Origin of the sequence: Bradyrhizobium sp. LMTR 3 (genome assembly GCF_001693485.1) — a bacterium.
Taxonomy (GTDB): Bacteria; Pseudomonadota; Alphaproteobacteria; order Rhizobiales; family Xanthobacteraceae; genus Bradyrhizobium.
Window position 1 is genome coordinate 19,832 of record NZ_MAXC01000012.1, and the last position, 19,543, is coordinate 39,374.

General features: G+C 61.7%; 25 protein-coding genes and 1 tRNA gene. 14 read left to right on the top strand and 12 right to left on the bottom strand.

All coding sequences use genetic code 11. The annotated features are described in order from the left end of the window. Positions 1–9: 9 nt before the first annotated feature. The 4 genes from LMTR3_RS09535 to LMTR3_RS09550 all read right to left on the bottom strand — a co-directional run bounded on the left by LMTR3_RS09535 (position 10) and on the right by LMTR3_RS09550 (position 2,675). Complete coding sequence (locus LMTR3_RS09535; protein WP_502686614.1) at positions 10–510, bottom strand: DUF192 domain-containing protein; 501 nt, start codon at positions 508–510, stop codon at positions 10–12. A gap of 130 nt (positions 511–640) precedes the next feature. Further along, positions 641–1,306, bottom strand: a complete 666-nt coding sequence (locus LMTR3_RS09540) for a cold-shock protein (protein ID WP_065744831.1) — start codon at positions 1,304–1,306, stop codon at positions 641–643. Between the two features lie 198 nt (positions 1,307–1,504). After that, complete coding sequence (locus tag LMTR3_RS09545; RefSeq protein WP_065745556.1) at positions 1,505–2,266, bottom strand: SIR2 family NAD-dependent protein deacylase; 762 nt, start codon at positions 2,264–2,266, stop codon at positions 1,505–1,507. A gap of 169 nt (positions 2,267–2,435) precedes the next feature. After that, positions 2,436–2,675 carry a hypothetical protein gene (locus LMTR3_RS09550; protein ID WP_065744832.1) on the bottom strand — a complete coding sequence of 80 codons (240 nt, stop codon included), beginning with the start codon at positions 2,673–2,675 and terminating at the stop codon, positions 2,436–2,438. A 38-nt stretch (positions 2,676–2,713) separates the two neighbouring features. Between LMTR3_RS09550 and LMTR3_RS37400 the strand changes: the two genes are divergently transcribed. The 3 genes from LMTR3_RS37400 to LMTR3_RS09560 all read left to right on the top strand — a co-directional run bounded on the left by LMTR3_RS37400 (position 2,714) and on the right by LMTR3_RS09560 (position 4,310). Further along, the gene (locus LMTR3_RS37400; RefSeq protein ID WP_141686539.1) at positions 2,714–3,019 is read left to right on the top strand and encodes a hypothetical protein; all 306 of its coding nucleotides are present in this window, start codon (positions 2,714–2,716) and stop codon (positions 3,017–3,019) included. 627 nt (positions 3,020–3,646) lie between these two features. Beyond that, entirely contained in the window at positions 3,647–3,793 is a 147-nt protein-coding gene (locus LMTR3_RS38385; protein ID WP_176721851.1) for a hypothetical protein, read from the top strand. 322 nt (positions 3,794–4,115) lie between these two features. Next, positions 4,116–4,310 carry a hypothetical protein gene (locus tag LMTR3_RS09560; RefSeq protein ID WP_028346212.1) on the top strand — a complete coding sequence of 65 codons (195 nt, stop codon included), beginning with the start codon at positions 4,116–4,118 and terminating at the stop codon, positions 4,308–4,310. A gap of 169 nt (positions 4,311–4,479) precedes the next feature. Here the strand turns inward: LMTR3_RS09560 and LMTR3_RS38390 are convergent, their stop codons facing one another. Next, entirely contained in the window at positions 4,480–4,635 is a 156-nt protein-coding gene (locus LMTR3_RS38390) for a hypothetical protein (RefSeq protein ID WP_156433807.1), read from the bottom strand. A 582-nt stretch (positions 4,636–5,217) separates the two neighbouring features. Between LMTR3_RS38390 and LMTR3_RS09565 the strand changes: the two genes are divergently transcribed. Then, positions 5,218–5,670, top strand: a complete 453-nt coding sequence (locus LMTR3_RS09565) for a VOC family protein (RefSeq protein ID WP_065744834.1) — start codon at positions 5,218–5,220, stop codon at positions 5,668–5,670. A gap of 440 nt (positions 5,671–6,110) precedes the next feature. Then, positions 6,111–6,782, top strand: coding sequence for a glutathione S-transferase family protein (locus tag LMTR3_RS09570; RefSeq protein ID WP_065744835.1), 672 nt, complete (start codon positions 6,111–6,113; stop codon positions 6,780–6,782). Between the two features lie 12 nt (positions 6,783–6,794). Here LMTR3_RS09570 and LMTR3_RS09575 read toward each other — a convergent pair whose 3' ends face one another. Beyond that, positions 6,795–7,058 (bottom strand): porin, encoded by a 264-nt coding sequence (locus tag LMTR3_RS09575; RefSeq protein ID WP_065744836.1) that lies wholly within the window; start codon positions 7,056–7,058, stop codon positions 6,795–6,797. A 36-nt stretch (positions 7,059–7,094) separates the two neighbouring features. Continuing rightward, complete coding sequence (locus LMTR3_RS09580; RefSeq protein ID WP_065745557.1) at positions 7,095–7,355, bottom strand: PilZ domain-containing protein; 261 nt, start codon at positions 7,353–7,355, stop codon at positions 7,095–7,097. A gap of 251 nt (positions 7,356–7,606) precedes the next feature. Between LMTR3_RS09580 and LMTR3_RS09585 the strand changes: the two genes are divergently transcribed. Then, positions 7,607–7,681: transfer RNA gene (locus LMTR3_RS09585), tRNA-Glu, on the top strand. 704 nt (positions 7,682–8,385) lie between these two features. On the opposite strand, the gene LMTR3_RS39770 is transcribed toward LMTR3_RS09585, so the two are convergent. Then, the gene (locus tag LMTR3_RS39770) at positions 8,386–8,514 is read right to left on the bottom strand and encodes a hypothetical protein (protein ID WP_283809277.1); all 129 of its coding nucleotides are present in this window, start codon (positions 8,512–8,514) and stop codon (positions 8,386–8,388) included. Between the two features lie 66 nt (positions 8,515–8,580). Between LMTR3_RS39770 and LMTR3_RS09590 the strand changes: the two genes are divergently transcribed. The 7 genes from LMTR3_RS09590 (at position 8,581) to LMTR3_RS09620 (ending at position 15,633) form a co-directional block, all read left to right on the top strand. After that, entirely contained in the window at positions 8,581–9,813 is a 1,233-nt protein-coding gene (locus LMTR3_RS09590) for a Zn-dependent hydrolase (RefSeq protein WP_065744837.1), read from the top strand. An 18-nt stretch (positions 9,814–9,831) separates the two neighbouring features. Then, positions 9,832–11,046, top strand: a complete 1,215-nt coding sequence (locus LMTR3_RS09595) for an MFS transporter (protein WP_065744838.1) — start codon at positions 9,832–9,834, stop codon at positions 11,044–11,046. A gap of 109 nt (positions 11,047–11,155) precedes the next feature. Next, entirely contained in the window at positions 11,156–12,199 is a 1,044-nt protein-coding gene (locus tag LMTR3_RS09600) for a PrsW family glutamic-type intramembrane protease (RefSeq protein ID WP_065744839.1), read from the top strand. A gap of 112 nt (positions 12,200–12,311) precedes the next feature. After that, on the top strand, positions 12,312–12,890 hold the full coding sequence (locus tag LMTR3_RS09605; RefSeq protein ID WP_065744840.1) for an HdeD family acid-resistance protein: 579 nt from the start codon (positions 12,312–12,314) through the stop codon (positions 12,888–12,890). 222 nt (positions 12,891–13,112) lie between these two features. Then, the gene (locus tag LMTR3_RS09610) at positions 13,113–14,201 is read left to right on the top strand and encodes a 3-deoxy-7-phosphoheptulonate synthase (protein WP_065744841.1); all 1,089 of its coding nucleotides are present in this window, start codon (positions 13,113–13,115) and stop codon (positions 14,199–14,201) included. A gap of 228 nt (positions 14,202–14,429) precedes the next feature. Continuing rightward, positions 14,430–14,606 carry a hypothetical protein gene (locus LMTR3_RS38395; protein ID WP_156908475.1) on the top strand — a complete coding sequence of 59 codons (177 nt, stop codon included), beginning with the start codon at positions 14,430–14,432 and terminating at the stop codon, positions 14,604–14,606. A gap of 835 nt (positions 14,607–15,441) precedes the next feature. Continuing rightward, positions 15,442–15,633: a hypothetical protein gene (locus LMTR3_RS09620; protein ID WP_035725866.1), complete on the top strand. Its 192-nt coding sequence runs from the start codon at positions 15,442–15,444 to the stop codon at positions 15,631–15,633. A 126-nt stretch (positions 15,634–15,759) separates the two neighbouring features. On the opposite strand, the gene LMTR3_RS09625 is transcribed toward LMTR3_RS09620, so the two are convergent. From LMTR3_RS09625 to epmA, 4 genes are read right to left on the bottom strand one after another with little or no spacing between them, the layout of a single operon-like run. Continuing rightward, entirely contained in the window at positions 15,760–16,011 is a 252-nt protein-coding gene (locus LMTR3_RS09625; RefSeq protein WP_065744843.1) for a hypothetical protein, read from the bottom strand. 26 nt (positions 16,012–16,037) lie between these two features. Further along, entirely contained in the window at positions 16,038–16,250 is a 213-nt protein-coding gene (locus LMTR3_RS09630; protein WP_065744844.1) for a hypothetical protein, read from the bottom strand. Positions 16,251–16,256: 6 nt separating this feature from the next. After that, positions 16,257–17,348 carry a lysine-2,3-aminomutase-like protein gene (locus LMTR3_RS09635; RefSeq protein ID WP_065745558.1) on the bottom strand — a complete coding sequence of 364 codons (1,092 nt, stop codon included), beginning with the start codon at positions 17,346–17,348 and terminating at the stop codon, positions 16,257–16,259. Further along, complete coding sequence (gene epmA, locus LMTR3_RS09640; RefSeq protein WP_065745559.1) at positions 17,345–18,397, bottom strand: EF-P lysine aminoacylase EpmA; 1,053 nt, start codon at positions 18,395–18,397, stop codon at positions 17,345–17,347. Before epmA ends, LMTR3_RS09635 begins: the two co-directional genes overlap by 4 nt. Positions 18,398–18,837: 440 nt before the next feature. Between epmA and efp the strand changes: the two genes are divergently transcribed. Continuing rightward, a complete protein-coding gene (gene efp / locus LMTR3_RS09645; RefSeq protein WP_065745560.1) occupies positions 18,838–19,404 on the top strand; it encodes an elongation factor P in 567 nt (188 codons plus the stop codon). Positions 19,405–19,543 lie beyond the last annotated feature (139 nt).

Below are 19,543 nucleotides of genomic sequence, written 5' to 3' on the forward strand. Positions count from 1 at the left end.
GGAAACCGGTCAGCGCTTGCTGAACAGCGGGTGCGCCACCCGGTCGCCGGGCTGAATGCCGTATTTTTGCGCCGTGCCGGCAATCACTTCCAGGACCCCCCTGGCAAGCCCGCCCGAGGAAATGATCTTGGTGGAGAACGGCTCGGTGTTCTCCGCGATTCGCAGGATGCGGCCGTCGGCGCGGATGAAGATCATGTCGAGCGGAATGTAGGTGTTCTTCATCCACATCGAGATCTGCTGCTCCGGCGAGAAATCGAACAGCATGCCTTTGCCGTCGGGGAGTTCTTTCCGGTGCATCAGCCCCTGGGTCTTCTCCTCCTCCGTCGTCGCCATCTCGACCAGGAATACGCGTACGCCTGATTTGGTGGCGATCTCGAGCGGCTGAACGCTCGCGGCCCGCGCGGCAGGATTGGCGCAGAGGACGAGGAGCACGGCAGACGCAGCGGCCAGCGACGACGTCACCAGGCGGCCCGGGATGCGAAGCCGCGCAACCATCAAAGCGAAATTCATCAAAGCACTCACGCCGGATATCTCAGGAGAAATTGCCGGGAACCCTAACCCGAGGATTGCGGCAAATGCCAGAGGCCGCCGCGCTGGGGCGCGACGGCCGGCTCACGTTTGCGTCAGTGGTACGGCAGGGTCAATGCGACGACAGAGCCGACGGGCCAGTCTCCGGATGAATTTCCGCCGCCATCATCCCCTTGGACCCGGGCCCGAAGCGCACCAGCACGTACTGGCCCGGCCGCAGTTCGGTCATGCCGAAGCGGCGCAGCGTTTCCATGTGGACGAAGATGTCCGGCGTGCCCTCGCCGCAGGTCAGGAAGCCGAAACCGCGCAGCCGGTTGAACCATTTGACCTGGGCCCGCTCCAGACCGCTGGTCGGCGTAACGCTGACATGAGTCCGAGGCGGCAGCATCTGCGCCGGATGGATCGCCGTGGACTCGTCCATCGAGACGATCCGGAACGCCTGATAGCCCTTGGCGCGCTGCACACATTCGACCACCACACGCGCGCCCTCATAGGCGGTCTGGTAGCCGTCGCGCCTGAGCACGGTGACGTGCAGCAGCACATCGGGCCAGCCATTGTCCGGCACGATGAAACCGTAACCCTTCGAAGCATCGAACCATTTGATGATGCCCGATATTTCGACAAGGTTAGCTGCAGCATCGCCGAGCCCCGACAACGCGTCCGCCGCCGGGTCGCGCTGTGCGCCGGCTGCATATTCACCTGGTCCAAGCCTGTTCTGCCCAGTCCCGCCTGTCAGCGGCCCCCCAAGCTTCTTGGACCCAAATTCGTCCGACCCCATGACCCCGGACCTCACACTTCAAAAAGCGGTCCACTGTCGCCGTAGCGGACCGGAACACGCGCCCTACCATGACCATCATGATAACGCAGCGCGAATCTCTCGAATCAAAGATAACACTCCCGATTGTGGCGCATAGCTAAAAAAACAAATTGGCCTGCAACTATGAACAGGCTTGCACAGCCGCGAATCAGTTGGAGATCAATTGCCTACAAACGGTCCGAGCGTTTCTCCGATGTCGTGACGGATCACCAGATCGGCAACGTCGTCCTGTTCGGTAGGTTCATTGTTGATGATGACGAGCTTCGCGCCGCAGTTCTTGGCCATCAGCGGAAAACCTGCGGCCGGCCAAACCACCAGCGACGATCCGACTGCCAGGAACAGGTCGCAATGCTGGGCCAGTTCGGTGGCGCGGCGCATCGCGTCTTCCGGCATCGCCTGTCCGAACGAGATCGTGGCCGTCTTTACCGGCTCGTCGCAGATGGTGCAGTCGGGTGCGCTGCCGGCTTCCTCGAAACGCTGCTTTACCCACGGAAGATCATAGGCATGTCCGCAGCCGATGCAGCGAGCATAAGTCGTGTTGCCGTGCAGTTCGATCACGTCATCGGCCTTGAAGCCTGACACCTGATGCAGATTGTCGATGTTCTGGGTGATGATCGCCGGCGTCTTGCCGGCTTTGTAGAGCGAGGCCAGCGCGCGATGCCCGCGACCGGGCTTGGCCGCAGCAAAAGTTGCCTCCATCGCAAAGCGTCGCCGCCAGGCCTCGGCCCGCGCGTCGGCGCTTGCAACGAATTCGTCGAACGCGATCGGGCGGTTGCGGGTCCAGAGGCCGCCCGGGGAGCGGAAATCCGGAATGCCGCATTCGGTGGAAATGCCGGCCCCGGTAAAGGGAACGATACATGCGGCTTCGGCGATCATGTTGCCGAGCTGCTCGACGCCGCTGCGCAAATCCTTGGCGATCACCGCTGACATTTTCCGAATTGTTGGGCCGCGCGGGATTATAGCACGGTCGTTCGGATTGCCAGACCGATGCGCGTTGCCCGGCAGCGCAGCGCGAACGTCCGGCAAGGCGGCCTGATCAGGCCGCCTTATGCCGCGCCGCCTTGTAACACCGACGCGTCATGCTGCCTCATCATGCTGCCTTGGCCACCGATTCCTTCGGCTCCTTGGCTTCGTCCGACTTCTTCGCCTTGGGCGCGGGTGCGCTTTCCGTCTTTTTCACCTGTGGCTTGCCGTATTGGGCCAACTTTTCCAGTTCCGTTTCGAGTTCGGCGCGGCGCGCAGCGACTTTCTCAAACAACTTGTCGGTGGCGTGCTCGCGCAGGCCTGCGAGTTCTTCGATGCTCAATGAATCCAAATCGATCTTTGCCACTGGAACCTCCCGTTTGCCCTTCGCTAACGGGAACCCGCATGAGCGACAAGAATGCGCCACACCTTATCCACCACCTTCGCTTCAGGCGGCACGCGATCACAATACTTCCCCATTCGCGCCCCATTCGCGAGCGCCAATCATGGCGGGGCGCGAATCAAACAACCAAACGGATGGTGATGACGGAGAGGGAAGAAAGACTCGCGCGCGACCGTGCCGAAATAGCAGCACGCGTCGCGAGCTTCAGGCAAACCCAGCAGAAGTTCGAACGCGAGCGCGAAGAATATTACGAAACGACCTTGGCCAACGCGCTGAATGGATCCAGCCGACCATCATTCTGGCGCTGAGGCAGAACCGGCAAGAGCACCTGTTCGACTTCCGCGTTATCGCCGACGAAAATATCGCGCGCGGAACGGAACCAAGCCGATGCCTCGACGTTTTGCTAACAAGTGCAGCAATCTTGCGAGAGGTGAAAGCACGAAAGCCCCGTCTAGATCTTCGGATGTAGGCGGGGTTTTCGTTTGCCGGTTTGGAGGGCGGTATTGCGAGCTATGCGATCCCGCGGACCTGACCATCGAATTGCGCGGAACGAAGACGATCCGTTCGGTGTTTCACTACCGGAAGGTGCATCATGCCTGCGTGGATGGAAATTCTGATCAATTTGATCGGTTATGCCGGCTTCATCGCCATCGCGACCTATCACAAGTCGCCGGACGAAAAATTGCCGGACCGTTGAGTGCCTTCTGGCCAGGCACGAGTTCGCCTTGTGTGGTTCACCCGCAGTGCGAACGAGCTGATCGGCCTTGACCAACGCCTGGCCGCTTTCGGTTTGCGGCTCAGACTCCCTTTGTTCTCCTGGAACGAACAGGGGGTGCATCTCGATCACGATTGCCTTCTTAAGATACCGTTACTCGCCCTCCCCGGCCGTCGAACCTTTTTGGCGCAGCCCGTACCTATCTAAAAAAGGTGCTGCGATGACCCAGGCCGACCACTACCGAGAACAATCCGAGAGAGCCCGACGGCTTGCTGAAGCCGTCAAGGATCCGGAAGCTTCGAAGAAATTGATCGAGATGGCCGAGGAATTCCGCCTCTACGCCGAGCGACTGGAACAGATACATTAGTTCTACTGCGTCACGGCCGCTCAAACCCCCATCCTGAGGAGCCCGCGAGAAGCGGGCGTCTCGAAGGATGTAGGCCACAGACGGGGCCTCATGGTTCGAGACGCGCTGAGCCTGTCATCGGGCCGCGCTTCGCGCGGACCCGTTGGCGCTCCTCGCCATGAGGGGCTCGCAGCACGATTAGCGCGATTGCGCGGGACGTGTATGGCATAGAGGCTTTAAGCTTCTGTTTACCGCTCTGCGCTGTAGCACCCCGCCGTTAACCCAACCTCTTTACAAGACGTAAACGCGAGCCTGACAAGTTTCGATCAGGAGGGTTGCACCCATGGTCATTTACCCCATACCGGTTGAAGTGACACAAGCCAGAATCCAGCTCGTCGTCGATCAGGCCGCCAAGGCGCCACCGCATACGATCAATCAGGATCTAAGGGCCGTCGACCATGCCAAGGCAGCCGCCATCGAAGCGGCCCTGGCCGATTTACAGACCGACGAGCCGTCGCTGGTGGACGTTAAAGTCTGACCTGACGGGAAGTACCAATCTTGCACGCGAGGGCCAGACTGCGTCCGGCCCGGCTCTCTCACGCTCGCCATGCGAGCTGTTGTGCGTGCACGACGTCGAGCGTCAGCAGCCCCATCCCAGCGGCAGCGCTCGACATGCTCGTTGCGCGTCGAGGCAGGCATATCCTTCGTTAATGCATCAGGCGCGGCACGATAACCGATACCGCCAGCAATGCGCCGAGGCTGCTCACCACGGACAATTTCATCCGGGCCGTCCTGGCATCGGTAATCGGGAGCACGAAGAAGAAAACCATCGCAACTATGAGCACGCCATAAAGCAGGTACATGGTCGATCCCTCCGTTGCCGCCACAATGGACGGAGGAGCCAACCGCGTATGTGTAGGGGATCACGCAGGCAACGCGCCGTTCCGGGTCACCAAAAGAGATCGCCCGGCGCCCACGCCTTTTCGGCTGGGTAGGGAGCCTGCTGAGCGGGACCTTCGCGCAGATGGCTACGCGATCCAATAGATTGCTGTTCCAACGACAATGAGAGCAATGGCACCAGCGGTCAAAGTCCCGAACTTTCGCTCGGACCTTGTAGGCAGATCTTCCCGCGCCGCATTCTCTTCAGCCGGATGATCTTGTTTCATGGCAGTACCTCTGTGACTCAAAACCGGCGTAGCGGTTTCGTTCCTCGGAACCAGGGTTCGAAATTTATCGACAGCAACGAGCGCTTCCAATCTTTTCGCATTCGCCTGCATCGATGGCCTTCTGAGGCCACAGGGCGCTCGGTGCGCGAACGGCTGCAGGAACGAACCCGCACTTTATCCGCACGTTATCGGTGACCTCTGGTGCACTTTGCTGCTATTTTCCGCCCGAACCGCCCAACCCAAACAAGATCTCAACACGCTCTCAGGAGGACAACAAACATGCGCTATCTCCACACCATGCTGCGCGTCCGCAATCTCGATACCGCGATGAAGTTCTATCGGGACGCGCTGGGGCTGACGGAAGTACGCCGGGTCGACAACGACAAGGGCCGGTTCACGCTGGTGTTCCTGTGTGCGCCGGAGGACGAAGGCCTGTTCAAGGCCGCTCCCCAGAACCGCGGCGCGCCGCTAGTCGAGCTCACCTATAATTGGGACGAGGAGAAATACGGCGAAGACCGCTACTTCGGTCACCTCGCCTACGAGGTCGACGACATCTACGCGACCTGCGACCGCCTGATGAAGGCCGGCATCACCATCAATCGCCCGCCGCGCGACGGCAACATAGCTTTCGTCCGCTCGCCGGATCTACATTCGATCGAGCTATTGCAGAAGGGCGAACCGAAGCCGCCGGCCGAACCGTGGACGTCGATGCCGAACACCGGTCACTGGTAGGCCTCGTACAATTTCTTCGTCCACGTCCGTCATCCGAGTTGGCATAAACGTTCCCTCACCCCCGGGTTCTTTTCTGCACAGGAACCGGCCACGACATGACGCGTTTTCTCCTCAATACATTTTGAGGAGGAGATGATGGGACGAGGAATTCTGCTTTGGTTGCTGGGCGTGCCTATTCCGGTGATCATTCTGTTGTGGTTGTTCTTCGGCAACTGATTGGCTGACGTTAGAGCCTTTTCAGAACCGGGCTCTAGATTTTTCTTTTGACGCGTTTCTTTTGACGCGGACCGGTATCCACTCGCGCATGACGCGGAAATCGGGGCTCTGTCGCACTGCGGCGGAGCCCCGATTTTGTTGGGCTTGAGCCCATGCAAGAGCGCGCTTTTTTGCCGATCTTCGGCTATTAACGGCCAATCGAAAAATCAGCGGGAGCAACGCGCGTGGCCGACGACAACAAACAACAACTCACCATCTGGGGCCGGGCCAATTCGGTCAACGTGCAAAAAGTGCTGTGGTGCCTCGCCGAGCTCGATCTCGCCTATGAGCGTATCGATGCCGGCATGCAGTTCGGAAAAAACAACGAGGCTGCTTATCTGGCGATGAATCCGAACGGCCGCGTACCCACGCTGGTCGATGGCGACTACGTGCTGTGGGAATCCAATTCCGTGATGCGCTATCTCTGCATGGCCTATGGCCAAGGATCTGAACAAGGATCTGAACGAGGTTCGCCGATCTATCCCTCGCAGCCGAAGGCGCGCGCCGGCGTCGATCGCTGGCTCGACTGGACGCTGTCGACGCTGCAGCCGGTCGACCGGCCGGTGTTCTGGGCGTTGGTGCGCACGCCCATCGAAAGGCGCGACATGGTCGCGATCCAGAAGGATGTCGATGCGGAAGCCGTGGTGTGGCGGGTCGTCGAGGCGCACCTGGCGACGCGGCGCTTCATCGAGGGCGATCAGTTCACCATCGCCGACATCGCGCTCGGCGCCTTTGCGCGGCGCTGGTTCGGCGTTGAAGGCGTGACAAAACCGAAGCTGCCTAACCTCGAACGCTGGTTTTCGCAGCTCGCCGTCCGGCCAGGGTTCACGCAATTCATCGCGCCACCGATGACGTAAGCGCGAATCTTCTCAACGCGAGCCGCCGGACACCCCTGCTCCAACGCTCACCGCGCCGCCGATTTTCATGCAGGTGTTGGTGCCGTCGATCCTGACGAAGCCCGCGCCGTATTCCGCGCATGCATTGGCCGAACTCGGGCGCTTCAGCGAAAGCGACTTGCCCGAGGCGGGAGCTTTGTCGAGCTTCTGAGGACGGGCTTGTTCCGCGGCCGAGGCAACCGAAGACAGCGCCAAGGCGATCATTATGGCGATGATTACCAGGAGGGATTTTCGCATCCCGCCTTTTATCGTCTCTCGCGGATCAGTGCCAGATTAGCGGGTGAACTTGATGCCGACCGATTTGCCGCGGCGCCAGACCACTTCGCAGCGGCGCCCGGTTCTGGCGTCGCGTGAAAACGCCAGCCGCAATTTCGCCGGCAACGTGTTGGGATCGTCGATCGTGATCTTTGCCCCCGTCGCGGACATATCCTGCACCACGCATTGGCGCGCGGCAAAACCGCCTTCGAGCGTGATCCACCCGGGTTGACTCAATGATTTGCGCGCGTCGCGCTTCTTGCTTGATAACAAAGCCATGTCGAAAAGCTCCCCGGACACAGCCCTACACCATGAGGCTTTAGAATCCGTTGCTCGGCGCGGCGTGTCTCGTCGCGCGGCCGGGACGCTGATGGAGGCGCAAAGCGGCTGCAGAAACGTCTTTCCGAGCGGCTTGCCCACCCGCCCAAACGCCACTATACGTTCGCCCGTCGCCGCCCCCATCAAATATGGACGGCCGGCGGCCGACACGGCCCATCAAGCGCTAACACCTTGATTTTCCTGTTGTTCTTGCTCCCTTCGTCTATCGGTTAGGACGCCACCCTTTCACGGTGGAGAGAGCGGTTCGATTCCGCTAGGGAGCGCCATCCCACCACGTTGCCAACAAATTCAAGACCTGAGCCAACCACGTTCGAGGCTTAAGGCAACCATTTTCACAGCCCAAGTTCCCATCGTCCGCAGGTTCCGGCAAACGGACCGTGGCGCGTCAGTAACGAGGACAGGGAAATGGATACGGCTGCTATTGCATTTACAACTTGCGTCGCGCTTTACCTCGCACTCCGCTTTACGTTGCGGTTCTACTTCCCGCCGGATACCTGACGGACGGTCGGCGCGAGTTTTTGGGATCATCCTGGCGGCAAAAAACGCGAAACGCATCGTCGTCGGCACGATCAAGTTGCCGACGACCGAAAGAACGTCGAAAGGCCGCCACTTGTGGCGGCCTTTTCGCCAATGGACGGCCCACGAAAAATTAACTCGCAGCGAAGCCATCGAAGGCATTGCCTGGCATCGACCGATCATGAAGGTCCGGCACTAATCCATCCTCAAATTGCGTTCGCAAACAATGTCGTCGCCATGAAAAACCGCATGAGCGAAACCACGTCTCCTAGCCCGTCGGCGCGACTTTCGACGCCTGAGACGAAGGCGCTTTTCGATTCGAACCAGCCGTCGAGTTTTCCGGACCGGACAGGTCGAAACGGCCGTCGCGATAACTGCTGCAGCCATAATATTCGGTGACTCTCGGACGCAAAGCGTCTGGATACTCCACAGCTTATGCGAAAAGAATGCGTGACTACACGTTTAAGGAGAAGACCAGAATGCCGCTGACGCGGGCGGCGGCGCGCATGATCGTGGCATGGCCAGCAATCATTGCATTGACGTTGCTTTCCGGAAGATAAGTAAAGCTGCTGGCGACGTTCACGGAACTTTGTTCTACTCCGAGAACGGTAGCGGGAACTTTGTTCTACTCCGGAGAACTACGGGAAGCATGGCTGACATTTCCTCGCGCGTCGACGGCGACCGCGTCCTCGCCGATCTCAACGCGCTGCGCGCCATCGGCGCCTACAAGACCGGCGTTCACAAGCCGACTTTCTCCGAACCGCATCTGCGCTCGCTGGCGTGGCTGGTGCAGCGGCTTCCCGAGGCCGGCCTCACGGGCGAGATCGACGGCATCGGCAACGTGCTCGGCACCAGCACGAAAAGCGGACTGAGGCTGCTGGCGGGATCGCATCTGGAAAGCCAGAACCACGCCGGCTGGCTCGATGGACCGCTCGGCGTGGTCTATGCGCTCGAAGCCGCCCGCGTCATCAATCCCGACCCGAATGTAGGGGGCGCCGTCGAAGTCGCGGCGTGGTGCGATGAGGAAGGCCATTTCGGACACTTCCTCGGCAGCCGGTCCTATGCCGGCGGCGTCACCGAAGCCGATATCGACACCGCGCGCGATCGCAACAATGACAGGAGCATGCGTGACGCGCTACGCGACGCGGGCCTTGCCGGCCGCGCCCGCGTGCGGTGCGGACAAGGGCGGCATGTCGGCTATCTGGAAGCCCATATCGAGCAGGGCGAGACGCTGGAAAGTAGTGGCCTCAAAATCGGCATCGTCACGTCCATCGTCGGGATATGGCAATATCGCATCACCTTTACGGGTGAACAAAACCACGCCGGCACCACGCGGATGGCCATCCGCCGGGACGCCGGCCTGGCACTCGCCAGATTTTGCGTCGATATCGACAATCGTTTCCCCGCCACCTGCGGCCCACGCACGGTGTGGACCACCGGCCGCATCACGCTCGCCCCCGGCGCGCCCAGCATCATCCCGGGCGCGGCGGAAATGCTGTTCCAGATTCGCGACGACGATCCTGCCGTGATTGCGCGGCTGGAGGAGTTGCTCCACGGCATGGCCGCAGAGGTCAACGCCCAAGGCCGCTGCGCGGTCGCGGTGGAGCGCATCCGCACCGGGACGCCCGCGCGGATGGATGGCTCATTCCAGCAGGCCATCGAGGCTGCCAGCGCAGCTTTTGCCGATGGCAAGTCGCTTCGCATGCCGAGCGGCGCCGGCCACGACGCCCAGATTCTCTCAACCGTCATGCCGGCCGGCATGCTGTTCGTGCCCTCGATTGGCGGCATTTCGCATCACTGGACCGAGAACACCGCCGACGCCGACATCGTTACCGGGGCAGAGGTCTTCGTTGACGCCTGCCGGCGGCTGTTGGCGCAATGAGGCGACGCGAGATGCGACATGGTTGCTGAAACCAGGCCGGCCTATTCGATCAGGGACATTCCGGCCAGCGTATGGGTGCTGGGCTTCGTCTCGATGCTGATGGACATCTCGTCGGAGATGATCCACGCCCTGCTGCCGATCTACCTGGTCTCGGTCCTCGGCGCATCGATGGTGACGGTCGGCGTCATCGAAGGCATCGCCGAGGCGACCGCCTCCATCACAAAGATATTCTCCGGCGCGCTCTCGGACTGGCTCGGCAAACGCAAATGGTTAGCTGCCATCGGTTACGGTCTCGCGGCCTTCACCAAGCCGGTGTTTCCGCTGGCGCCAACCGTCGGCTGGCTGGTGGCCGCGCGTTTCGTCGACCGGATCGGCAAAGGCATTCGCGGCGCCCCGCGTGATGCGCTGGTGGCCGATCTCTCGCCGGCCGATCTGCGCGGCGCGAGCTTCGGGCTGCGCCAATCGCTCGATACGATCGGCGCCTTCGTCGGCCCCCTGCTCGCCATCGCCCTGATGTGGTGGACATCGGACAACTTCAAGGCGGTGTTCTGGGTTGCCGTAATTCCTGCCTTCCTGGCGCTGGCGCTGATCGTCTTCGCCGTGCGTGAGCCGGAGCGGCCGCGGGCGCTGCGCACCGTGCGCAATCCGATCAGCCTGGCCGAGATCAAAAACCTGGGGTCGGCCTATTGGTGGGTGGTGGCGGTCGCGAGCGTGTTTACGCTGGCGCGCTTCAGCGAGGCCTTCCTCGTTCTCCGCGCCCAGAATGTCGGAGTGCCGATCGCGCTCGTGCCCGCCGTGCTGGTGGCCATGAATATCGTCTATGCCCTCGCGGCCTACCCCGCCGGCGTCATCTCGGATCGCATGAACCGTACGGCCGTGCTGGCGAGCGGCATACTGGTGCTGGTTGCCGCCGACATCGCGTTGGCCTTGCTGCCGTCGGTGGGCGGTGTTGCGCTGGGCGTCATTCTCTGGGGCCTGCACATGGGACTGACGCAGGGGCTGCTGGCCGCGCTCGTTGCCGATACTGCGCCGGCCGAGTTGCGCGGCACGGCTTACGGATTCTTCAACCTGCTCGGCGGCGTAGCGATGCTCGCGGCCAGCGTCATTGCCGGCGCACTCTGGGATATCGCAGGGCCTCAGGTCACGTTCCTGGCCGGCGCCGGCTTCGCGCTGGTCGCGCTGGCAGGATTGCTGGTGGTACAGGGCAAGATCGGTCAACAGGCGGCCGCCTGAGCGATGCCGGGTTCGGCCGGGTTCCTTGGTGACAAGGAGTCGCGTCTGACTTTCTTGCAAACCGCTGGGTTTGCGGCCATTTACGCTCGCGCGAGGTAAATTTCTCCAGATGTTGCTGCTGCAGGCTCTCCCTACATCGATCGGCGTTGCCGCCATCGCGCCGGCGTTGCTGGTGCTTTGGCTCGTCATTGCCGCGGACGAGCGCCCCGGTCCACCCGCGCGGGTATGGCTCGCTTTCGTACTCGGGGCCGCCAGCATTTCTCTGTTGGGCGTTGCGCGCGCCCCGTTTGCCGCGATCCTTGCGGTGCCTGGAAACCCCTGGCTGACGCAAGGCCTGCGTTCGATCTTCGGGGTCGCCGCGCCCGAAGAGATCGTGAAGGTTCTCGTGATCATTCTAGTGTCATTGCCGGTGCGCCGCCGTGCGTTTGCGGACCCAATGGACACGGTGGTCTACGGTGCGGCCGCGGGCCTCGGCTTCGCGGCCTACGAAAACCTCGCCTATCTCGTGCAGCACGCCGACATGTGGCGGTCGCTGGCCGCCTTGCGCAGCGTATTGACGGTGCCGTTTCACGGCGCACTCGGCATCATCGCAGGCGCCTATATCGCGATCGCGCGCGCCGGCACCGCGCTGGGTGCGCATCGCCATCATCGCGACTGGGCGCGGATCTCGAGCTGGGCGCTGGCGCTGTTCGCGCCGGTCGCGCTACATGCGGCATTCGATTTTCCGCTGCTGACGCTGCAGAAACATCCAGATCTCGGCCCCAACGTGCGAATGCTGCTGGGGGCGGCGAGCCTGCTCATCGGCTTCAGTTCGATCGGGTTTGCCATTCGGCTGGTACGGCGCGTCGGCCGCCATCATGCGCCGCGCACCGAGATCGCGCGTGAGCGGCTGAGCCAGTTGCGGCGGATGTGGGCCCTGCTGCTCGTGGGCAGCGGTGCGGGCTTCGCGGGCGCGGCTTTCGTCCTGACCTCGCTTCATCACTGGTTCGTCAGTCCGGAGCGCAACGCCTCGCTGCTTCTCATTCCGCTCGGCATGACCTCCATCTTGATAGGCTTGGCGCTGTTGCTGGCGACCTCGGCCGTCTACGTGTTCGGCCGCAATCGCATCAGAACGTCCTCGGACGGATTTTCGTCCGCGCCTGAGCCGGGCTGAACGTCATCCTTCAGTCGTTGATCTCGCTTAAAAAGCCCAGCGAACAATTTTGCCCGCAACCGGCGTACCGGGTATGTTGGACACTCGGCGCGGCAGGCATCGGGAGTTTCCCATGACCCAAGATATTCCCCCTGATATCGGCAAGCTGCAGTCCGAAATGAACGCCGCGGTGAAGGCGCACTGGAAGGCCTTCCTGTTCGAAGGCATCGTGCTCGCCCTGCTCGGCCTGGCTGCGATGATCGTGCCGCCACTGGCGAGCCTCGCCGTCGCCATCTTCCTCGGCTGGATGTTTCTGATCAGCGGCATTGCCGGGCTGTTCGTCACTTACTGGGCGCGGCAGATGCCGGGCTTCTGGTGGTCGCTGTTTTCGGCGGCGTTGGCCGTTCTCGCCGGCGGGATTTTGCTGGCACGGCCCGCGCAGGGCGTCCTCACGCTCACCATCGTGGTCGGTGCGTATTTTCTCGCCGAGGGCGTCGTCAGCATCATGTACGCGCTGAACCACCGCCGCGAATTGTCGGAGCGCTGGTCCTGGCTGCTGATCTCAGGCGTGATGGACCTCCTGATCGCATCCATCATCATCGCCGGCCTGCCGGGTTCGGCGGAATGGGCGATCGGCCTGCTGGTCGGGATCAATCTCGTGCTCGGCGGTGCGTCACTGGTCGGCATAGCGCTCGCCGCGCGCAAGTCCTGACGTCGCCGATTATGGGATGACAAGACCCGGCTGGTGCGCTATAGAGCCGGCCATGATCATGATCGCCGCCAGCAACTTTTGGTATTTTAGCTACGACAGCTCGCTGGCGGTGGGAGGATCGCGCTCAATCTGACGAATTGAAGCCAAGAAGTCCGAACAGCCGCCAAACCTGGCGGCTTTTTTGTTGGCCGGCAGGTTTCCTTTCAAACAGGAGCCACAGCCGTGTTGAGCACCACCGACGACCTTCGAATTAGCGAACTGAAAGAGCTGAGTACGCCGCAGGAGGTGATGGGCGAGATACCGCGCACCTTGACCGCGACGCGCGTCGTGATGGCGGCGCGCAATGCCATCCACGCCATCCTGCACGGCACCGACGACCGCCTGCTGGTGGTCGTCGGCCCCTGCTCGGTCCACGATCCAGCCGCGGCCGTTGATTACGCCGAGCGGCTCGTTGCGTTGCGCGAAAAGCTCGCCGACCGCCTCGAAATCGTGATGCGTGTCTATTTCGAAAAGCCGCGCACCACGGTCGGATGGAAGGGACTGATCAACGACCCCAATCTCGACGGCTCCTTCGACATCAACAGGGGCCTGCGGCTCGCCCGCAACGTGCTGTCGGCAGTGAACAATCTCGGCCTGCCGGCCGGGACCGAATTCCTCGACATGACGACGCCGCAATACATTGCCGACCTGATGGCATGGGCGGCGATCGGGGCGCGCACGACCGAGAGCCAGATCCATCGCGAGCTCGCTTCCGGTCTCTCCTGCCCGGTCGGCTTCAAGAACGGTACCGACGGCAATATCCGCATCGCGGCCGATGCGGTGAAGTCGGCCTCGCATCCGCATCATTTCATGGCTGTCACCAAAGGCGGGCGGTCGGCGATTGCGGCAACCACCGGCAACGAGGACTGCCACATCATCCTGCGCGGCGGCAACAAGCCGAACTACGACCGGGAAAGCGTCGATGCCGCTTGCGTCGAACTTGCCCGCGCCGGCGTCGCCCCGCGGATCATGATCGACACCAGCCACGCCAACAGCAACAAGAAGCCGGAGAACCAGCCGCTGGTGGTCGCCGACATCGCGCGCCAGATATCGGAAGGCGAGCAGCGCATCACCGGCGTCATGATCGAGAGCAATCTGGTCGCCGGCCGCCAGGACGTCGTGCCGGGCAAACAGCTCGCCTATGGGCAGAGCATCACCGACGGCTGCATCGACTGGGAGGCGACCGTGTCGGCGCTGAACATGCTGGCTGATGCCGTGGCGACGCGCCGGAACGTGCCATCGCGCAGTTTCCGGGAGGAGCGCTCGGCGTAGCCACCCGGGTCGAATGATGGCGAAGCAGGGCGCGACCGGCGCGCCCTGCCCACACGGACATTGGTAGTTTCTCCGAGACGGTGCCAACGGCCCAGAACACCAAGCGCTGCTGAAGCCTATCGGCTCCCTAATCGATGACTAAACGGCATGAGCCAGCCAGCCCTTGACGTGGGCCCACAGCACTAGGATGCTCGACCCCGCTAGAGGCAGTGCTCGGGGGATGCCGACATGGCGATCATTTCAGTTCTGATTGGGGTTCTGGTCATTGTTGTCGTGGGGGCAATTTGTTTTTGGGCTATCGAAAAGTTTGCCCCCGATAGGAAGCTAGCAAACCTTCTAAAATTACTGGTTGTGCTCGTCTGCTTAGGCGCGATTGTGCAACGACTGCTGGTCTTGACTTACTAGGTATGCCGCGCAGCTTCATGACGATCCTGACCGGCCGTAACCTGCCGAAGGTCCAGCAGCCGCGGCGAAGCTGAGCCCTCACCTCATTGCCCGCGCCCTTTCCTGCCAGGTGGCGGCGGGCCGGGTGGCGCTGCTGCATTCGATCCTTGGAGACTATCCACGCGAGCGGAAAGCCCACCCAACTGTTCCGAAAGCAACTTACGTTGGCCCTGCTCAGCCGATATCTGCCGCTGTAGACCGCTGATCTGTTCCGCGGCACGTTCCTGTGCTGCCTGGAGCTCTTGGATCGTTTGCTGGAGATTGGCCACAGCATGTCTAGCCGTCTGGTCAGCGATTTCGGCAGCCAGAGACGGCTCACCATCGGGGTGAACAGCCGCTAATGGCGAGGACTCGGATCCGATTCGATTGCCGGCCCAAAGCACTGCCGCAATGGCAACCGCGAGGAGAACAAGTAAAATCCACGGCAGTATGCGGCGCGGTCGTCCTGGCTCGCTGTTGATGCGATTCTTGGACGTGAAGTCACTCATCATTTGGCTACTAAGCCGACAATGATCGATTAGTTCCCATCAACGGGTGATAGCCGTGGCCGTGGCCGTTCTCGCTTGCGCCCTCCCCTCGCCTGCGATTGGATGGTTCGCAGGCCGGGGAGATGTCTAAACGCAAATCGGGCTGGCAGGCGCGATCGAGGCGCTAGTCTAATGCTGTTGGTGGACTCGGCGGCCCGACGATGTTCGCGCGTTGGTGTCATGAAAGCATTGAACCGGGGCCACGTTCGGGAGTTTAACCTATCTCGCAAGGACCCTCACTGGGGACGCCGCAAGCTGGCGCGAGATCGATGAAAACGGTCTGGATTTACGTCGATACAAAGAAAAAGGTCGGCGACCGTGACCATCTCAAGGTGTTTGCAAACTCGGATCTCGCCGATGAGTGGTTCGTGGTGAACGATCCAGAAGGCATCGTCTTCGAGTACGAGGTCATAGGCGTTGCAGATGACGAAACCGGGTCGGGACGTCAACGGCATCGCTAGGACAGAAGCCGACCACCACATGAAACTCCCATGGCCCGGCTGCCGGCCGTCGCCCTTCGAGGGCCGCGCTACGCACAGCCGCCTCAGGGTCACCGATCACATAGAGTTAGGCTTGCTTCATCATGCCTAACAGCCGCGGCAGATGCTCTTGATCTTGCGGTCGAGCGCGGCGTTTTCCTTGCTCAGCGGATCGTTCGGATCGTTCTGGTTCTTTTCGGGCACGTCGCTGCGGCGGGGCTGACGGTGTCCAATCGGCGCCTCCGGAACCCCTCCGGCACTCGGATTGCTCTTTGGCATCGTCGACGTCCCGCCCTGCGCGAACGCGGCAGGCATGCCGATCAGGACCATCAGTGCGACTGACAAGATTGTTCTTTGCATCCCGATTCTCCGCCTTTTAGATTCCTTTATCGTGTCCGTTCGGGCACGTCGATCGTTGCGCAGTTTCGCCGTCCCTGGGCAGCGCAGTCCTGTGCCTTTCGTACATCGGCCATGGTGCCGAGCAACCAGATTCCGGCGGCCACCAGCAGCACGAAGAAGCCGAGCAGAACGGCGTTTTCGATTCCGCGATGGCCCTCGTCTTCCGGCGGCTCCCGTTTCTCCTCGCCGTGCTCCGTCATCGCCGATCACGGCTTTGGCGGATAGAGGTGAACGTCTCCGCAATAGTCTACGATACGATACTGCGCTTCCGAGGATAGTTCACATTCCCCGGAACTTGCATGCGACAAATAATTCGGTCCAATCGGCGCCTTTCCATGGCCGCCGGGAATGTCGAGCACGTAATCCGGCTGGCACAGGCCCGAGACACGACCGCGCAAGTGGCGCATCAGTTCCCTTCCCTCTGCAATGGTAGTGCGCAGATGTCCGGTCCCCGGCGCCAGATCGCCATGATGCAGGTAATAGGGCTTGATTCGGTTTTCAACAAAGGTCCGCATCAGCGCTTCCAGCGTCGCGGCATCGTCATTGACCCCGCGAAGCAGCACCGTCTGGCTCACCAGCGGAATGCCGGCGTCGGCCAGCCGCGCGCAGGCGGCGCGGGCCTCACCCGACAGTTCGCGCGGATGATTGGCGTGAACGGCTATCCAGGTCGCTGCGCCCTCGACTTTCAACGCCCTGATCATGTCGCCATCGATGCGCGCAGGCGCAGCCACCGGCACGCGGGTGTGGATGCGAACGATCTTGACGTGATCGATGGCGGCGAGGTCCGTCATGATCTCAGTCAGCCGCCGTGGCGACAGCATCAGCGGATCGCCGCCGGTCAGGATGACTTCCCAGATTTCGCTGTTCTTGCGGATATAGTCCAGCGCGTCGCGATAGGCGGCGTCTGACAGCGCCGTTGCCTTGCCAGGCCCGACCATCTCGCGGCGGAAGCAGAAGCGGCAATACACCGCGCAGACATGCACCAGCTTGAGCAGCACACGATCCGGATAGCGATGCACGATGCCGGTGACCGGCGAATGCGCGTCGTCGCCGATCGGGTCGGCATTTTCACCCGGCGCATTCATTAGTTCGAGCGCGCTCGGAATGAATTGCCGCGCGATCGGATCGTCAGGATTTTCCGTGTCGATCAGGTTGACGATATCAGGCGTCACGGCGATGGCGTAGCGCGCGGCGACCCGCTCGAGGTCGACGAGATCGGCCGGCTTCGCCAACCCCCGCTCGATGAGATCGGCGGGCTGCCGCAGCGTTGCCAAAAGTTTCGGATCGATCCTGTTCATGTCTCTCCTGCCGGTGGCGTCCACACCACCTGGTCCACCCGCAGCGCGCCGCTTGCCAGCATCACCAGCCGATCGAAACCGAGCGCCACGCCGCTCGACGGCGGCATCGCGGCGACCGCTGCGAGAAAATCCTCATCCAGCGGATAGCGCTCGCCGTAGCGCCGCTCCTTCTCGTCCATATCAGCGGCGAAACGGCGGCGCTGTTCGCCGGCATCGGTCAATTCGCCAAATCCGTTGGCGAGTTCGACGCCGCAAGCATAGACCTCAAAGCGTTCGGCGACGCGCGGATCGGACGCTTTCGCCCGAGCAAGGGCTGCTTCCGGCGCCGGATATTCGAACAAGACAGTCAAACGCCCCTGCCCCAGGTTCGGTTCGACATGCTCGACCAGCACTTTGCTGAAAATATCCGACCAGGTGTCGTCATCGGTGATCCGCACCCGCGGCCTTGCTGCCGCCGCAAGCGCCGCGCGATCGCCCTCGCCATTGCTGATTGTGGCCAACAGATCGATCCCGGCAAAGCGGTCGAACGCGGATGCCACCGTCAGCAGTTCCGGCTCGGCGAAGGGATCGGCCGTTCTGCCCCGGAACGAAAACCGCCCGATCCCGGTCGCCTGCGCCGCATGTGCGATCACGACGATGGTGTCGGCCATAACAGCATCATAGCCCGCGTCGGCACGATACCATTCCAGCATCGTGAATTCGGGCAGATGCAGATCGCCGCGCTCGCGGTCGCGGAACACGCGCGCCAATTCGAAGATTTTGGCTTCGCCGGCGGCGAGCAGTTTCTTGGCGGCGAATTCCGGCGACGTTCGCAAATAGCGCGTCGCGCGCGTGCCATCGTGGCTGATGATTTCGGTACGTGGGGCATGCAGATGCGTCTCGTTGCCCGGCGAGACCTGCAGGATGCCGGTTTCCACCTCGGTAAAACCCTGCTCGTCGAACCAACCTCGCACTGCCCTCGTGATCGCGGCTCGCGCCATCAGGAACGGCTTTCGATCGGCATGCCGCGTGGCCGACCACCAAGGCGAGGGCTGGTCGACATCAGCCATCACAGCGGTTCCGAATCCAGGGAATCGGCAAATACCATTGATATTGTTCGACTTTCTTTGCGTCCGACATGGCGAACCGGAGGAAGCGGCAAGATTCAGCTCCAGCTCGGTCATTTCATGTCGAAAGACGCCCTGCTTGTCCATTCGCCCGATCGATGTCGCCGCGTCCCGCTGAAGCTGCGGGTCTTCGCGAACCGCTTAAACCATTGCTTTCAAGCCCGTCAGCAACGGTCGGCCCATCGTTCAGTTTGCTTGCCAGACGCGTCATCATAACACGACGAAATCCCGGCTATTTGCGGCTTCAAGCAGCTCGCCGGGACGGCCGTAAAACGCTGGCATCGACGGGCAAAATCAGTATGTTGCAGCCCGAAACCGCCTGATTGGCCCTGCGGACACAAATGTCCGGTTTGGCCAAAGGCCAGAAATTCGGGAAAACAGCTTTGAAAGTCATCGCCAGTTCTATTCGCAAGGGCAACGTCATCGAGCAAGACGGAAAGCTCTATGTCGTCCTGTCGGCCGAAAACATCCATCCCGGCAAGGGAACCCCGGTCAGCCAGATCGAAATGCGCCGCATTGGCGACGGCGTGAAGGTGTCGGAACGCTACAAGACCACCGACCAGGTCGAGAAGGCCACCGTCGAGGACCGCAATTTCAACTACCTCTATGAGGATTCCGACGGCTTCCACTTCATGAATGCCGACACCTATGACCAGGTCCAAGTGTCGAAGGAGATCGTGGGCTCGTCCGCGCCCTACCTGCAGGAAAACATGACCGTGAAGCTATCGATGCACGACCTGAATCCGGTCGCCATCCAGTTGCCGCAGCGCGCAACCCTGGAAGTTGTGGAGACCGAGCCGGTCACCAAGGGGCAGACCGCGTCTTCCTCCTACAAGCCTGCTATCCTCTCCAACGGCGTGCGCACCTCGGTGCCGCCGCACATTGGAACGGGAACACGGATCGTGGTCATGACCGAGGACGGCTCCTACGTCGAACGCGCAAAGGACTAAGCCGCGCCATAGGCTACGGAGCATACGCCGGGGGGCGATGCATTGGGTACAAGGGCTGTCCGCTTGCTCTCGCGTTGGCTGGCAGCCTTTTGTTTGCTCCCCGCCGGGGTATCAGGCGTTTCCGCCAATGAGTTCAGAA